General features: G+C 60.9%; 14 protein-coding genes and 1 pseudogene. 9 read left to right on the forward strand and 6 right to left on the reverse strand.

Annotated features, from left to right (window positions below; all coding sequences use genetic code 11):
- The 3 genes and pseudogenes from AWX27_RS04775 to AWX27_RS04785 form a co-directional block, all read right to left on the reverse strand.
- Positions 1-528 (reverse strand): annotated as a pseudogene (locus AWX27_RS04775) (transketolase); the annotation flags it as partial.
- Positions 529-546: 18 nt separating this feature from the next.
- On the reverse strand, positions 547-1,497 hold the full coding sequence (tal, locus tag AWX27_RS04780; RefSeq protein ID WP_060419797.1) for a transaldolase: 951 nt from the start codon (positions 1,495-1,497) through the stop codon (positions 547-549).
- Between the two features lie 258 nt (positions 1,498-1,755).
- Positions 1,756-2,349, reverse strand: coding sequence for a chitin-binding protein/chitosanase CBP21 (locus AWX27_RS04785; protein ID WP_004936574.1), 594 nt, complete (start codon positions 2,347-2,349; stop codon positions 1,756-1,758).
- A gap of 404 nt (positions 2,350-2,753) precedes the next feature.
- Between AWX27_RS04785 and AWX27_RS04790 the strand changes: the two genes are divergently transcribed.
- The gene (locus tag AWX27_RS04790) at positions 2,754-3,695 is read left to right on the forward strand and encodes a LysR family transcriptional regulator (protein ID WP_038881234.1); all 942 of its coding nucleotides are present in this window, start codon (positions 2,754-2,756) and stop codon (positions 3,693-3,695) included.
- 85 nt (positions 3,696-3,780) lie between these two features.
- Here the strand turns inward: AWX27_RS04790 and AWX27_RS04795 are convergent, their stop codons facing one another.
- A complete protein-coding gene (locus tag AWX27_RS04795) occupies positions 3,781-5,280 on the reverse strand; it encodes a chitinase ChiB (RefSeq protein WP_060419803.1) in 1,500 nt (499 codons plus the stop codon).
- Between the two features lie 293 nt (positions 5,281-5,573).
- On the opposite strand from AWX27_RS04795, the gene AWX27_RS04800 reads away from it, so the two are divergent.
- From AWX27_RS04800 to maeB, 5 genes are all read left to right on the forward strand, one after another.
- A complete protein-coding gene (locus AWX27_RS04800) occupies positions 5,574-5,900 on the forward strand; it encodes a phage holin, lambda family (RefSeq protein ID WP_004936551.1) in 327 nt (108 codons plus the stop codon).
- Positions 5,890-6,291, forward strand: a complete 402-nt coding sequence (locus tag AWX27_RS04805) for an L-Ala D-Glu endopeptidase ChiX (protein ID WP_019453868.1) — start codon at positions 5,890-5,892, stop codon at positions 6,289-6,291. The genes AWX27_RS04800 and AWX27_RS04805 overlap by 11 nt, the downstream gene beginning before the upstream one ends.
- On the forward strand, positions 6,288-6,668 hold the full coding sequence (locus AWX27_RS04810; protein ID WP_033635477.1) for a DUF2570 family protein: 381 nt from the start codon (positions 6,288-6,290) through the stop codon (positions 6,666-6,668). Before AWX27_RS04805 ends, AWX27_RS04810 begins: the two co-directional genes overlap by 4 nt.
- Positions 6,649-6,822 carry an Rz1-like lysis system protein LysC gene (locus tag AWX27_RS25270; RefSeq protein ID WP_038881246.1) on the forward strand — a complete coding sequence of 58 codons (174 nt, stop codon included), beginning with the start codon at positions 6,649-6,651 and terminating at the stop codon, positions 6,820-6,822. The genes AWX27_RS04810 and AWX27_RS25270 overlap by 20 nt, the downstream gene beginning before the upstream one ends.
- A 214-nt stretch (positions 6,823-7,036) precedes the next feature.
- Positions 7,037-9,316, forward strand: a complete 2,280-nt coding sequence (gene maeB / locus AWX27_RS04815; protein ID WP_038881248.1) for an NADP-dependent oxaloacetate-decarboxylating malate dehydrogenase — start codon at positions 7,037-7,039, stop codon at positions 9,314-9,316.
- 52 nt (positions 9,317-9,368) lie between these two features.
- On the opposite strand, the gene mmuM is transcribed toward maeB, so the two are convergent.
- Positions 9,369-10,307, reverse strand: a complete 939-nt coding sequence (mmuM, locus tag AWX27_RS04820; RefSeq protein WP_060419807.1) for a homocysteine S-methyltransferase — start codon at positions 10,305-10,307, stop codon at positions 9,369-9,371.
- Positions 10,297-11,706 (reverse strand): S-methylmethionine permease, encoded by a 1,410-nt coding sequence (gene mmuP / locus AWX27_RS04825; RefSeq protein ID WP_047730133.1) that lies wholly within the window; start codon positions 11,704-11,706, stop codon positions 10,297-10,299. Before mmuP ends, mmuM begins: the two co-directional genes overlap by 11 nt.
- A 177-nt stretch (positions 11,707-11,883) precedes the next feature.
- Between mmuP and AWX27_RS04830 the strand changes: the two genes are divergently transcribed.
- The 3 genes from AWX27_RS04830 (at position 11,884) to AWX27_RS04840 (ending at position 15,804) form a co-directional block, all read left to right on the forward strand.
- Entirely contained in the window at positions 11,884-12,723 is an 840-nt protein-coding gene (locus tag AWX27_RS04830; RefSeq protein WP_060419810.1) for a ChaN family lipoprotein, read from the forward strand.
- A 102-nt stretch (positions 12,724-12,825) separates the two neighbouring features.
- Complete coding sequence (locus AWX27_RS04835) at positions 12,826-13,623, forward strand: energy transducer TonB family protein (RefSeq protein ID WP_060419812.1); 798 nt, start codon at positions 12,826-12,828, stop codon at positions 13,621-13,623.
- 54 nt (positions 13,624-13,677) lie between these two features.
- Positions 13,678-15,804 carry a S9 family peptidase gene (locus AWX27_RS04840; protein ID WP_080432916.1) on the forward strand — a complete coding sequence of 709 codons (2,127 nt, stop codon included), beginning with the start codon at positions 13,678-13,680 and terminating at the stop codon, positions 15,802-15,804.
- The last annotated feature ends 10 nt before the right edge of the window (positions 15,805-15,814 follow it).

Consider the following 15,814-nt stretch of genomic DNA (forward strand, 5'->3'; position numbering starts at 1 on the left):
GCCGAGCTTGAGGGTACCGGCCAGAGAGCAGACTTCGTGCGAGATGCCTTCCATCATGCAGCCGTCGCCCATGAAGGCGTAGGTGTGGTGGTCAACGATGTCGTGACCCGGGCGGTTGAACTGCGCCGCCAGGGTGCGTTCGGCGATGGCGAAGCCGACGGCGTTGGCGATACCCTGGCCCAGCGGGCCGGTGGTGGTTTCAACGCCTGGGGTGTAGCCGTACTCCGGGTGCCCTGGGGTTTTGGAGTGCAGCTGACGGAAGTTTTCCAGCTCGTGCATCGGCAGGTCATAGCCGGTGAGGTGCAGGAGGCTGTAAATCAACATGGAGCCGTGGCCGTTGGAGAGCACGAAACGGTCGCGGTCAGCCCAGTGCGGGTTAGTCGGGTTGTGGTTGAGGTAGTCACGCCACAGGACTTCGGCGATGTCCGCCATGCCCATAGGGGCACCCGGGTGGCCGGAATTTGCTTTTTGTACGGCGTCCATGCTGAGTGCGCGGATGGCGTTGGCAAGCTCTTTACGAGAAGACATAACGAAACTCCAGTACGGTTACAGTTGAGCGACCAACATGTCTTCCAGCTTCTGCTGGTCGACGGCGAACAGGCGAATGCCTTCGGCGAGTTTTTCCACCGCCATGGCGTCCTGGTTGTGCAGCCAGCGGAACTCCGCTTCAGCCAGCGGGGCAGGTTGATGGAAGCCCTCGGTAGACGGGGTCAGCTTGCGCTCGACCGGCTGGTCGCTGTTTTTCAGCTGTTCCAAAAGGTTTGGTGCGATGGTCAGGCGATCGCAGCCGGCCAGCGCCAAAATCTGCTCAACCTTACGGAAGCTGGCGCCCATGATCACCGTCTGGTAACGATGACGCTTGTAGTATTCATAGATGGTACGCACCGACTTCACGCCCGGATCCTGATCGGCATCGTAGTCGGCGGCAGGCTGTTTGGCCTGGTACCAGTCATAGATGCGGCCGACGAACGGCGAGATCAGATACACGCCGGCTTCGGCGCAGGCGCGGGCCTGGGCGAAGGAGAACAGCAGCGTCAGGTTGGTGTTGATGCCTTCTTTTTCCAGCTCTTCGGCGGCTTTGATGCCTTCCCAGGTGGAAGCCAGTTTGATCAGGATGCGCGATTTGTCGATGCCCTGTTCCTGATACATGGCGATCAGCTTGCGCGCTTTGGCGACGCACATGCCGCGATCGAACGACAGGCGGGCGTCCACTTCGGTGGAGATGCGGCCCGGCACGCTTTTGAGGATCTCGACGCCGATATTGACCGCCAGCTTATCGCTGGCGTTGATCAGCTGGGTTTCCTTGCTGCCGCCCTGACGACGGGCGTAATCCAGCGCTTCGGCGATCAGCGCCTTGTACTGCGGCAGCGCGGCGGCTTTCAGGATCAGCGAAGGGTTGGTGGTGGCGTCCTGGGGTTCGAACTGGCGGATGGATTCGATATCGCCGCTGTCGGCGACCACCGTGGTCAGCTGCTTGAGTGCGTCTAATTGATTCATTAATAAGCTCCTTGACCAAGCTCAACGTAGGGAAATGAGAACCTTTTTCATCATAGGGGGAACACACTGCATCATCGGGTCGGGAATGAAAATGCGCTTTTTCTGATTGTTGCGATGGATAATAACAATGAATGCCGAATAAACCCAGGCGGGGCGCGGCTTGCGGCGGTGGCAGGCGAAGGGGGCGGTAGCGCAAGAGCCAAAAAAAGAAGGGTTCAGCGCCAGGCTGAACCCTCAAAGATCGTCTCATTTGGCCGATTATTTGCTCAGGTTGACATCGATCGCCTGGTAGAAGGCGTTGGCGGTGTCGGCTATATCCCACACGGCAAGGATCACGTGCGAGCCGCTGCGGTCTGCCGGTATATTGCACTGGTGGGTCACCTGTGCGGCTGGGATGGCGCCGCCGTCGTTGAACTGGCAGAACGGCGTCAGGTCAAAGGAGGCGCGGGTCAGCGGCTGGGAAGCGTCCCAGTTCGGTTTGGTGATGAAATAGCGCCAGCTGGTGGTGCTGTGACGCGCGGTCAGCTTCCAGGTAAAGGAGTTTGGGCCGGTTTTCAGGTTGAGCTTGTTCCAGCGCGTCGGCGTTTGCTGATCCAGTTCGAAGAAGGTGGACTTGTCGGCGCTGGCGATATGGCCGTCAGCCGGGCCGGCCTGCGGGAAGCCTTTCAGGCCTTCGACGCTCTGCGGTTCATACTGCACGCTGCCGCACTGGGTGTTGAGCTGCAGTTTGCACTGATAGGCACGGCTGGCCGGCGATTCGACGTAACCGTGGGCATTCGCCTGTTGCGAAACGCCGAACATGGCCGCGCTCAGCAGGCCCAGAGAAAGCAGGGTACGGGAAGTTTTGTTCATAAGTCACTCCTGACTGAAATTATGTTGTAAGTTGAGCGTATTTCACCGACAAAATGAGAGGCTAATAACGCAATTAGAAATAACCCTGTTTGTCGGCTTGTTTTATTTTTATCATTCTGGTTGTGCAGCAGAGCGGAATGTTTTAGCGGCTATTAACGAAAATTATTATGATGACGATCTTTGATCGTTAGGCTGAATTTATTTAACTGTCACAGTGTAAAAGCACGGCGCTATGATGAAATTTATATCATGTAGTGATGAATAGTATTTAAGATAGCGCTCTCATTTATGAAGTATATTGCTTGTTGCCTTGAGTACCCTTGTTCGACTTGATCGATTTTTGTGCGCCACCACCTCGGGAATTTAGTGTCATTTTTCTTATTTTATTTTAAAGAGGAATTTGTATGACTAGATTATCCCTGGACGCGATTAAAATAATCAGCACCATCAAGAGCACCGGCTCTTTCTCTATGGCGGCGGAGGCGCTGCATAAAACGCCTTCGGCGATCTCTTATCGGGTTTCCAATATTGAAAGCAAACTCTGCGTGAAACTTTTTCATCGCAATGGCCCCATGATTACCCTGACGGATGAAGGGGAATTTCTCCTGCAGGAGGGCAGCTGGATATTAAATGCGGTGCAGGATTTGGAAAGTCGGGTAAGAAACATCCCCAAGCTGGACAATAATATCCGCCTGGCGGTGGACACCTTCTTCCCGCTGGAGACCCTGACGCAGGATATCCGCGACTATATTCAGCATTGCCCGAACGCCAATATCTCGGTGCAGCGGGAAGCGCTGAACGGCACCTGGGATGCGCTGAAGAACAACCGGGCGGACCTGATCATTGCCATCGGCCAAATTCCCGACAGCGTACAGGCCAAAACCCTGATGCTCGGCAAGCTCAACTTCGTGCTGTGTGTGTCGCCTTCGCACCCGTTCGCGGCGCAGAGAAAGCCGGTGTGCAAGAAGCAGCGCTTGAACGACATCGTGGTGGTGATCGCCGACAGCAGCCATGAGCTGCCAAAACGCAATCACGGCACGCTGCCTCTGCAGCGCCAGCTGGTGGTGTGCGACGTGGAAAGCAACCTGGCGCTGCTCAAACGCGGCATCGGCCACGCTTTTCTGCCGCCTGCGCTGATCGAAAAGGAATTGGCCAGCGGCGAACTGGTGACGGTGCCGGTGGAGATGCAAAAGGGCGACGAAATGATTTGGCTGGCGTGGCATCCGGCCAGCAAGGGCGCCGGGTTTAGCTGGTGGCATGAGCGGCTGACACGCAAAAGCGATGTTTACAGCCTGATGGGCCGGGAAGTGGTGCGGGATGGCGGCTATCCTTGGTGCCACAACTGAAGGAATAGAGACGAAGGGACGCGAAAATCAAACGGTTAACTCAATGAAAACCCCGCAGCGTTCGGCTACGGGGTTTTTTTATGGCTTACGCCACGCGGCCTACCTTCAGCCAGGCGCTGTCGGAGCCGGGCGCCGAGGTGATATAGCCCCACTTGGTCTGCCAGACGTAACCCTGATAGGACACCAGCGCGCCCTGCGCGTAAATGGTACCCGGCACGTAGGCCGGTGCCGTCATGATCGGCAGGTTGCCGGGGCCGACGCCGGTGTAGCGCAGACCGGTGCCCATATCCAGCTGGCTGTCGTCGTAGTCCGCGGCGTTGAAATAGCGATCCAGCGCGGCCAGCAGATCGCCGTTGCGGTTGTCCTGCCCCAGATGCCAGAACATCACGCCGCCCAGCTGCTGCTGCTTGATGTACTTCGCTTTGTATTTGAAGCTTTCGGCATCGTCATAGGTGACGAACAGCCCGTTCTGCGCATGATACAGGTAAGGGGTTTTGGTCTTGTCGTTCCACAACCGCTGATAGCCGTAGTTGCCCTGCAGCATCTGCTCCAGCTGGCGATAGGAGGCGATGCGCGGATCTTTGTCGCGCACGCACTCTTCGCAGCCCACCAGCCAGTAGTCGGTGCTCGGATACGGATCTTCGCCCGGCGTGCTGTGGCTGCTGTACTGGCCGCCGTTGCTGCCGCTGACGCCTTTGAAGGCGCGGCCGTAGAAGGGGACGCCCATCACGATCTTGGCGCTCGGCACGCCTTCCATCATCAGGTGTTGCTGCACCGCGGCGTCGACCGTCAGGCTGAACGGGCTGGGGAAGGCGCGGGTCAGCTCTTCCCAGCTCCAGCCCAGATTGGCTTCGCGCAGCGCGTTGTAGAAGGTCGGCCCGGCCGCGTCGCCGAACAGCGCCGCCTGGTGGTTGGTGATCTTCTCCCAGGGGCCGGCCAGATCGTAGGTCATCAGGTTGATGTAATCGAGCGGCGCGACGATCTGCGCCAGCTTGCTGTAATAGCGCGACAGGAAGAAGGCGCCGCCGGCGCCGGCGATGGTCAACTGGTACGGCAGCGCCTGGCGGCCGTCGGCGACGGTTTGCTGATTCAGCAGGGTGCGGATCTCTTGCAGCGCGGCGATGAAACCCTCCACTTCTGAGGCCTGCGGGTACTCCCAGTCGATGTCCACGCCGTCGAAACCGTAATCCTTCATGATGCGCACGCAGGATTGGGCAAACTTGGTGCGCGACGCCGGGGTTTTCACCGCGTTGACGTAGTTGGCGTGCGACACGCCCAGATCGTTGGAGTAGTACCAGCCGCCGATGGAGAACATGATGCGCAGGCTGGGGTTGTGCGCCTTGAGCGCGGTCAGGCGATTGACCACATCACGCGCCTTGGCGTCGTTGGTGGCCGGATCCCAGGCGCATTCCAGATTGCTGTTGATATCCAGGAACGAGAAGTTGATGTGCGTCAGCTGTTTGGCTTTGGCCGGCGTGATGTTGGAAACCGGGAACGGCACGACGGACGTATCGGACTCGGTGTAATTATTGATTTGGCTGGTTGGAATAAAATAATACCCAATAACGGCTTTGCGTGTGGACATGGTATTTCTCCTGAGCGGATGTTTTTATGATGGGGAACTATTTCCCGTAGCCATTAATGTTTATTTTTGGTGAAAACAAAAGTCGAAATAAATCACGATAACAATGAATTTTTATTCACTGCCGTACACATTGGCGGTTATGCGTTGTGCCAGCGCTCAGCATGAATGAATTCGACCATAGGGTCTGTATTTATTCATTTGCTTTGTCATAGCATCCTTAACTAGATTCTGATTATCCGATGTCCCACCGGCCGTGATTGGCATTTAATTAAAAATAAAAAAGGAGATGAGCTATGTCCAGCATAGAGCCTGACGCTGTTGGCTTAATAGTCCAGCGAGTATGTGAATATCTTCAGCCGGTATTAAACGCCATTTTGGCCGGCGTAATGGCGTTATTGCACGGCGCCTATCGCAACGTGGGTATTCGGCGGCGTTTATTGAATGCGGCGATGTGCGCGTTATTGGCCTGGACGGTGCGCGATGCGCTGGCGCTGATGGGCCTGGAATTAAAGTGGGCGAATTTAGCCAGCGTGCTGATTGGCTTTATGGGGGCGGATTACATCAATGCCTTAATTAAGAAATTCATTGGCAAAAAAACGGGGTTTAAAAATGTTAAATGACATCGAAGATATTCGTTTTACCGCCCGCAGCGAAGAGAACCTGCGCGGCGTACACCCGGATCTGGTGCGCGTTATTCGTTTGGCGCTGCGTTATTCGCTGGTGCCGTTCTCCGTCAGTGAGGGGCTGCGCAGCATGGCGCGCCAGCGGGAAATGGTGCGCGCCGGCAGCAGCCAGACATTACGCAGCCGCCATCTGACCGGCCACGCGGTGGACGTGGTGGCGATGCCGGCGGGCGTGGTCTCCTGGGAGTGGGATTACTACGCGCAGATTGCGGTGGCGGTGCGGCGCGCGGCGCGTGAATGCGGCATCAACGTTGAATGGGGCGGCGAGTGGAAAACCCTCAAGGATGGCCCGCACTTCCAACTGCCTTTCCGGGACTATCCGGCATGAGCGGTTGGCTGCAAAAACTGATGCAGGGCGGCTTGCTGCTGCTGTTGCTGGCGGCTATCTGCCTGGGTGGCTACAGCTCGCTGCTGTCGCACCAGTTGGCGTCTGCGCGGCAACAGGCGGCAGAGCTGCAGAAAAGCCTGGCGCAGCAGGCCGGGCTAATCGCCACCCTGCAGACTCAGGATGCGCAAAACCGTGCGCTGATGGCGGCGCAGCAGCGGCAGGAACGGCAGCTGCGCCAACAACACGAGGCTTATCAGAGGAAATACCGTGAAGCGATTAAAAACGATCCCTGTGCCGCTCAGCCTCTGCCTGGCGCTGTGCTTGAGCTCCTGCGCCCGGCCGCCGGCGCCGCAGGCCGTGCCGCTGTTGCCCCCTGAGTCGGTATTCGCGCCCTGTGAGCAACCGCAGCTGCAAGGGGAGACCTGGGGCGACGCGGTAAGCTATACCCTGGCGTTACAAACCTCGTTACACATTTGCGCCGGCCAGGTGGAGACGCTCAACGCCTGGCGCACCACGCTGCCGCCACGCTGACGGCGGCGTTTCTGTGCGCGTCCCGCAGACCTTCTTTTTTTACTTTTAAAACGGTCTTTCGGCCAAGGTTATGGCCCGCTTCAAAGTTTGTGATGTTTCTCTCACTATACTTCAAGGCTGCGCCCTGTCATTGTACTTGGGCGCCACGGCCCACGGCAGGGCGCAGCCTCAAAGCCTTACCTCAACATAAAAGCAAAAAACAAAGGAATCCATAATGGACGAACAGCTCAAACAGAGTGCCCTTGATTTCCATCAGTTTCCTGTCCCAGGGAAGATCCAGGTTTCCCCCACCAAACCGTTGGCGACCCAGCGCGATCTGGCGCTGGCCTATTCGCCGGGCGTCGCCGCGCCTTGCCTCGAGATCGCCGAAGATCCGCTGGCGGCCTACAAATACACCGCGCGCGGCAACCTGGTGGCGGTGATTTCCAACGGCACGGCGGTACTGGGTCTGGGCAATATCGGCGCGTTGGCCGGTAAGCCGGTGATGGAAGGCAAGGGCGTTTTGTTCAAGAAGTTTTCCGGTATCGACGTGTTTGATATCGAAGTGGATGAGCATAACCCTGACAAGTTAATCGACATTATCGCCGCGCTGGAACCGACCTTCGGCGGCATCAACCTGGAAGACATCAAGGCGCCGGAGTGTTTCTACATCGAACAGAAACTGCGCGAGCGCATGAAGATCCCGGTGTTCCACGACGACCAGCACGGCACGGCGATCATCACCACTGCGGCGGTGCTCAACGGCCTGCGCGTGGTGAAGAAGAATATCTCCGACGTACGCCTGGTGGTGTCCGGCGCCGGCGCGGCCTCCATCGCCTGCCTGAACCTGCTGGTGGCGCTGGGGCTGCGGCAACAGAACATCACCGTTTGTGACTCCAAGGGCGTCATCTATAAAGGCCGCGACGCCAATATGGAGCAGACCAAAGCCGCCTACGCCATCGAGGATAACGGCCAGCGCACGCTGGGCGACGCCATCCCGAATGCCGACATCTTCCTCGGCTGCTCCGGCCCGGGCGTTCTGACGCAGGATATGGTGAAAACCATGGCGCGCGATCCGCTGATCATGGCGCTGGCCAACCCGGAACCGGAAATTTTACCGCCGCTGGCCAAAGCGGTGCGCCCGGACGCCATCATCTGCACCGGCCGCTCCGATTACCCGAACCAGGTGAACAACGTCCTGTGCTTCCCGTTCATTTTCCGCGGCGCGCTGGACGTGGGCGCCACCACCATCAACGAAGAGATGAAGCTGGCCTGCGTGCATGCCATCGCCGATCTGGCGCTGGCGGAGCAGAGCGACGTGGTGGCTTCCGCCTATGACGACCAGGATCTCTCCTTCGGGCCGGAATACATCATTCCGAAACCGTTCGATCCGCGCCTGATCGTCAAGATTGCGCCGGCGGTAGCCAAGGCGGCGATGGAGTCCGGCGTGGCGACGCGCCCGATCGAAGACTTCGATGCCTACGTCGAGAAGCTGGCGGAGTTCGTCTACAAAACCAACCTGTTTATGAAGCCGATTTTCTCGCAGGCGCGCAAAGAGGTTAAGCGGGTGGTGCTGGCGGAAGGCGAGGAAGAGCGCGTGCTGCACGCCACGCAGGAGCTGGTGTCGCAGGGGCTGGCCTTCCCGATCCTGGTCGGCCGCCCGAGCGTGATCGAGATGCGCCTGAAAAAATTGGGCCTGCAGCTGACGCCGGGCAAAGATTTCGAAGTGGTGAACAACGAGTCAGATCCGCGCTTTAACGAATACTGGGGCGAGTACTACCAGATTATGAAGCGTCGCGGCGTCTCGCAGGAACAGGCGCGCCGTGCGGTGATCGGTAACCCGACGCTGATCGCCGCCATCATGCTGCACCGCGGCGAAGCGGATGCGATGATCTGCGGCACCATCGGCAGCTATCACGAGCATTACGACGTGGTGAAGAACGTGTTCGGCTTCCGTGAAGGCGCGCACGTCGCCGGCGCGATGAACGCGCTGCTGCTGCCGAGCGGCAACACCTTTATCGCCGACACCTACGTCAACGACGATCCGACGCCGGAGCAGCTGGCGGAGATCACCCTGATGGCGGCGGAAACCGTGCGCCGCTTCGGCATCGAGCCGAAGGTGGCGCTGCTGTCTCACTCCAGCTTCGGCTCTTCCGACTGCCCGGCGGCGCGCAAGATGCGCAAAACGCTGGAGCTGGTGAACGAGCTGGCGCCGGAGCTGGAGATCGACGGCGAAATGCACGGTGACGCCGCATTGGTGGAAAGCATCCGTCACGATCTGATGCCGGACAGCCCGCTGAAAGGCTCGGCCAACCTGCTGATCATGCCGAACATGGAAGCGGCGCGCATCAGCTACAACCTGCTGCGCGTCTCCTGCTCGGAAGGGGTGACCGTCGGGCCGGTGCTGATGGGGGTCGCCAAGCCGGTGCACATCCTGACGCCGATCGCCTCGGTGCGCCGCATCGTCAACATGGTGGCGCTGGCGGTGGTAGAAGCCCAGACCGAACCGCTGTAAGTCCGGGTTGAGTGACTGGCCCCCTGCGCCGTTGGCGCCGGGGGCCTTTTTTTTATGCCTTGCAGCGTGCGGCGATGGCGCGGATATCCTGCGGGGTGGTGCGGCAACAGCCGCCGATCAATTGCGCGCCGAGCGTGCGCCACTCCGTCGCCTGATCGGCCAGGCTGCCGTGCTCGCCGCCGCAGGCGTGCCAGGTTTTGCTCACCGCATCGTAGTGCTCGCCGGAGTTGGGGTAGACCAGCAGCGGTTTGTCGGCCAGCGCGCCCAGTTGGCGCAGCGCCGGGGCGACCTTGTCCAGCGCGATGCAGTTGATGCCGATGGCCAGCACCTGCGGGTTGCCGCGCAGCGCGGACAGGACCTCCGTCAGCGGCGTGCCGTCGCTGAGGTGTTGGCTGTCGCGCAGGGTGAAGGCGAACCAGGCGCCGAGCGTCGGGAATTCCTGCAGCAGCGTCAGCAGCGCCTGCAGTTCGGCGAACGACGGCAGCGTTTCGCAGGCCAGCAGATCGACGCCGGCGGCGGCCAGCGCGGCGAGGCGCGGGCGGTGGAAGGCGATCATGTCATCCTGCGCCAGCCGGTAGTCGCCGCGGTATTCCGAGCCGTCGGCCAGATAGGCGCCGTACGGGCCCACCGAACCGGCGATCAGCAGCGGCGCGGCCTGCGGGTGCGCGGCCAGATAATCGCGGCGCGCGCGTTGCGCCAGCTGCACGCTTTTGGCGATCAGCCCCAGCGATTGCTCCTGATCCAGGCCGCGGCGCAAGAAGCCCTGCGGCGTGGCCTGATAGCTGGCGGTGATGGCGCAGTGGGCGCCGGCGTTGAAATAATCGAGATGCACCTGATAGATAAGCTCGGGATTTTCAATCAGCACCTTGGCCGACCACAGCGGATCGGTCAGATCGCAGCCGCGCGCTTCCAGCTCGGTGGCCAGCGCGCCGTCCAGGATCAGCGTGGGGTGTTCGGCCAGCAGGCGGGCGACGGGGTTATTAACCGACATGTTGTTCTCCCAAAGCGGTTTTTTGCCCGGCGCGCCGGGTCAGGAAATAGGTGAGGTAGCACAAGGCGACGAACGGCAGCCCGCAGTAGAGCGCAATGCGCTGCTCCGGATCGAACGCCAGCCCGATGCAGGCCAGCAGGCACAGCGCAAAGCCGAGGATCGGCGTCAGCGGGTAGCCGGGCGCGCGGTATTTCAGGCCGCTTATCGGCTGGCCGCTGCGCAGGTAGGCGCGGCGGAAAGCAAAGTGGGCCGCGCAGATGCTCAGCCACACCGCTACTACCGCAAAACCGGAGATCGCCGACAGGGCGACGAACACCGTGTCCGGCGCGATCACGCTGGTCAGCAGCGCCAGCACGCCACCGAGCATGCTGAAGGTCAGGGCGTTGATCGGAATGCCGCGCGCATTGACGCGCGCAAAGTAGGCCGGCAGGGTGCGCTGGTGGGCCAGCGACCACAGCATGCGCCCCGAGGCGTACAGGCCGGAGTTGGCCGCCGACAGGATGGCGGTCAGGATCACGAAGTTGAAGATATCGGCGGCGTAAGGCACGCCGATGCGTTCAAACACCAGCACGAACGGGCTTTTGACGATCCCCGCCTGATCCATCGGGATCAACGCTGCCAGCACGAAGACCGTACCGATAAAGAACAGCATCAGGCGGATCACCGTAGTGCGGATCGCCAGCGGCACGACTTTTTCCGGGTTCTCGGTTTCACCGGCGGCGATGCCGATCAGCTCCGTACCGGAGAAGGCGAAGTTCACCGCCACCATGGTCATCAGGATCGGCAGCGTGCCGTGCGGCAGCCAGCCGGAAGCGGTCAGGTTATGCAGGAACGGCGCCGGCGTGCCGTCTTTCATCGGCAGCAGGCCGAACATGGCGGCGCCGCCCAGAATGATAAACGCCAGAATGGTCACCACTTTGATCAGCGAAAACCAGAATTCGCTTTCGGCGAAAAAGCGGGTGGTCACCACGTTGAGCAGGAAAATGGCCGCGCAGAAGATCAGGCACCACAGCCACACCGGCGACTGCGGGAACCAGTACTGCATGCAGAATCCGGCGGCGGTCAGGCTGGAGCCGAGCGCCACCGTCCAGGTGAGCCAATACAGCCAGGCGACGGCATAGCCGGTGGCCGGCCCCAGATAGCGCGAAGCATAGACGTGAAAAGCGCCGGTTTCCGGCATCGCCACCGACAGCTCGCCCAGGCACAGCATCACCAGATACACCACCAACGCGCCGATCAGGTAGGCCAGCAGCGTGCCGAGCGCCCCGGTGGTGGAGATGATGTAGCCGGTGTTGAAAAACAGCCCGGTGCCGATCACGCCGCCCAGCGACAGCATCACCAGGTGCCGGGCCTTCATGCTGCGTTTGAACTGTCCTGCGGCGGGTGCCGATGGTTGCATAATAATCTATCCGTATAGACGTCTAAATATCTGAATGGCTATTGGTTATACCCGCAATGCTTTTTCAACGCAATGCGCAGCCGGCGATCGGCGCGTAAAAAAATCGTTAAGTCGGATCTATATGCAAATGATAATTATTATCTATAATGTCGCCATTTTCGATAATGGGGCAACATGATGAGATACCTGATTTTATTGGCGGCGTTGGCGCTCGGCGCCTGCAGCCAGGCGCCGGTGAAGGCGCCGGCCAACGACGTCGCGAGTTTGGGGAGCATCACCGATCTGCACAGCGGCGCGACCCTGACGCCTGAGCAGCTGTTGACGCGGCTGGCGCAGCAGCCGCGGGTGATCCTGGGGGAGAAGCATGATAATCCTTACCACCATCAGATTGAGCAATGGCTGGTGCAGCAGCTGCCGCTGCGGCGGCCGCAGGGCAGCGTGCTGATGGAGATGATCAACCCGAACCAACAGGCGCAGGTCGACAAGGTCAAGCAGTGGTTGCAGAGCGATCCCACGGTGCGTGATGGCCGCGTAGCGGAGCTGATCGCCTGGCAGCCGGGCTGGAAGTGGGAGCTGTATGGCGGGGTGACGATGGCGGCGATGCGCGCGCCTTACCCGCTGTGGTCGGCCAATCTGGATCGCAGCGAGATTACGGCGTTCTATCAGCAGCCACAGTTCCCGGCGGGGCAGCTATCGGCGCAGCCGGCGGTGCGCAAGGCGCTGGAAGAGACCATCCGCACTTCGCACGGCGGCAAGATTGAGGCCGACCAGCTGCAGGCGATGTTGGCGATCCAGCAGCAGCGCGACCGGCGCATGGCGGAACGTCTGCTGGCGGCGCCGACGCCCGCGCTGCTGATCGCCGGTGGCTATCACGCCGCCAAATCGGTGGGGGTGCCGCTGCACGTGCGGGATTTGCAACCGGCGGCGGCGCCGACGGTGCTGATGTTGGCGGAGCTGGGCGTACAGGTCGATGCGAACACCGCAGACTACCTGTGGATCACACCATCAGTGAAATGAATACGTTAAGACAGTGAAAAGGGGTGTTAATTATATTTGCAAATGATTATCATTAGTAAATGTGATCTGCAATCATTCGCAATTAAGCAAGCTAATGCCCCTATGTTAAGTCAGTCTTACTCCCTCCCGGCCTTTGAACTGCCGCAGCCGCGCTGGGCGCGCGGCCTGCTGCTCGCCCTGGCGGCGCACGCGGCGTTGGTGCTGCTGTTTTACTGGCCGCAGACGGCGCTGGAGCCGGTGGTACTGCCACCGCCGGCGGTGATGATGAGCTGGGCGGCGCAGATTGAAGCGCCGGAAAGCAAGCCGCTGCCGCTGGGCGTGCAGCAGGCGGAATCCGCCGCGGCGCAGCCTGCGGAGCAGCAGCAACAGCCGGATCTGCCCAAGCTGGCGCGCGCCGAGAATGCGAAAATCGTGACGGCGCAGAAGAAGCGCGCCGAACACCGCCCCCCGCAAAAATCGCAGCCGAAGCCGCAGGAACAGGCCAAAGAGACGCGCAATGCCGCCGCGTCCAGCGCCGCCGCGCCGCAGGCGCAGACGCTTTCCCATCAGACCGCCGCACCGATCAACAGCGACGCCAACAGCAACGCGCAGGCCAAACTGTCGTGGGAGAGCCTGGTGAAAGGCAAACTGAACCGCATCAAGGATTATCCTTTGGATGCCCGCAGCCGCCGGCGCAGCGGCATGCCGCAGGTCAGCTTCAACGTCGACGCGCAGGGGCGGGTCTCGAACGTCATGCTGCAGGTGCGTTCCGGCACCGCGTCGCTGGATCGGGAAGCGGTGGCGGTGGTGTCACGCGCCCAGCCGTTGCCGCCGCCGCCGCCGGAGATGCTGCAGCAGGGAGCCGTCAAGGTGACGATGCCGATCGATTTCAATCTGGCGGAGCTGAATGCCCGCCGTTAATGCCCGCAGGCGCCGCATCGCCGTCGTGCGCCTCTTCAAACTTCGTGAGGGATTATGAATCCGCTGTTATTCACCCCGCGCCGTCGCATCGCGGCCGCGCTCTGGCTTTCTTTAGGCATCGCCGGCGCCGCGCTGGCGCAACCGCAGCCGCCGTTAGCGGAACGCGCGCCGAAAGCGCTGACGGCGCACGGCGAGACGCGCATCGACGATTACTACTGGCTGCGCGACGACAGCCGAAAAGAGCCGAAGGTGCTGGACTACCTGAAGGCGGAGAACCGCTACACCGAGCAGATGATGGCGCCGTACCAGAAGCTGCGCGCCACGCTGTATCAGGAGATGCTGGGCCGCATGAACCCTGACGATCGTTCGGTGCCGTATCAGCTCAACGGCTATCGCTATCAGGAAAGCTACGCCGCCGGTAAAGATTTCGCGCTGTATCAGCGCCAGGCGCTCACCGCCGACGCGCCGTGGCAAACCTTGCTGGACGCCAATCAGCGCGCGGCCGGCCACGCCTACTATCGCCTGGGGGCGATGGACGTCAGCCAGGACAACCGCCGGCTGGCGGTGGCCGAAGATCTGCAGGGCCGCCGCCAATACCGCATCTCCCTGCGTGAGATAGGCAGCGAACGCTGGTCGCCGGAAACGCTGGAAAACACCTCCGGCAACATGGTGTGGGCCAACGACAACCAAACCCTGTTCTACGTGCGCAACCACCCGCAAACGCTGTTGCCATACCAGGTTTATCGCCATCAGTACGGTACGCCGACGGCGGAAGATAAGCTGGTGTACCAGGAAAACGATCCGGCGTTCTACCTCAGCCTCGGCCGCTCGTCCTCGCGCGATTACCTGATTCTGACCATCAGCGGTAACACCACTTCCGAGGTGCGCCTGATCGACGCCAACCAGCCGCAGCGCGAGCCGCAGCTGTTCGCCGCCCGGCAGAACGGCCGCGAGTATTACCTCGATCACTACCGCGGCGAGTTCTACCTGCGTTCCAACCATCAGGATCCGAACTTTGGCCTGTACCGCACGGCGGCGGCGGGCAAACCCTGGCAGACGCTGATCGCGCCGCAGGCGCAGCACGAGGTGGAGAACTTCAGCCTGTTCCGCGACTGGCTGGTGGTGCAGGAGCGCGCCAACGGGCTGGTGCAGCTGCGGCAAATCAGCTGGGACGGCAAAACCGAGCGCGCCATCCCGTTCGATGACGCCAGCTACATGGCCTGGCTGGGCTATAACCCGGAGCCGGACAGCGATCGGTTGCGCTACGGCTATTCGGCGATGACCACGCCGACCCGCACCTATGAGTGGGATCTGAACAAGGGCGAGCGCACCCTGCTGAAGCAGCAGGAGGTGAAAGGCGTCGATCCGAGCCTGTATCACAGCGAGCGCATCTGGGTCACGGCGCGCGACGGCGTGAAGGTGCCGGTCTCGCTGGTGTACCGCACATCGCTGTTCAAAAACGGGCATAACCCGCTGCTGGTGTACGGCTACGGCGCTTATGGCATGAGCATGGATCCGGCGTTCAGCGCCAACCGCATCAGCCTGCTGGATCGCGGCTTCGTCTATGCGCTGATCCACGTGCGCGGCGGCGGCGAGCTGGGGCAGAGCTGGTACAAACAGGGCAAGCTGACGCATAAACCGAACAGCTTCAACGACTTCATCGATGCCACCCAGGCGCTGATCAAAGACGGCTACGGCCAGCCGGGGCGCATCTACGCCATGGGCGGCAGCGCCGGCGGCTTGCTGATGGGGGCGGTGATCAATCAGGCGCCGCAGCTGTACAACGCGGTGGTGGCGCAGGTGCCGTTCGTCGACGTGGTGACCACCATGCTGGACGACAGCATTCCGCTGACCACCGGGGAATACGAGGAGTGGGGCAACCCGCACCAGCCGGCCGCCTATGCGCTGATGAAGTCCTACAGCCCGTACGACAACGTGCGCAAGCAGCGTTACCCGAACCTGCTGGTTACCAGCGGCTTGTACGACTCCCAGGTGCAGTATTGGGAGCCGGCCAAATGGGTGGCGAAGCTGCGGCGCTTCAAGCAGGGCGATTCGCTGCTGCTGCTCTCCACCGACATGACCGCCGGCCACGGCGGCAAGTCGGGCCGCCTGGCGCGGCTGGAAAACGGCGCGCTGGAGTACGCCTTTATTCTGGCGGCGGATCGGCAGGCGCAGAAATAACCTTCAGCGC

This window comes from Serratia sp. 2880STDY5682894 (assembly GCF_001537385.1).
In the GTDB taxonomy this organism is placed as follows: Bacteria; Pseudomonadota; Gammaproteobacteria; order Enterobacterales; family Enterobacteriaceae; genus Serratia; species Serratia nevei.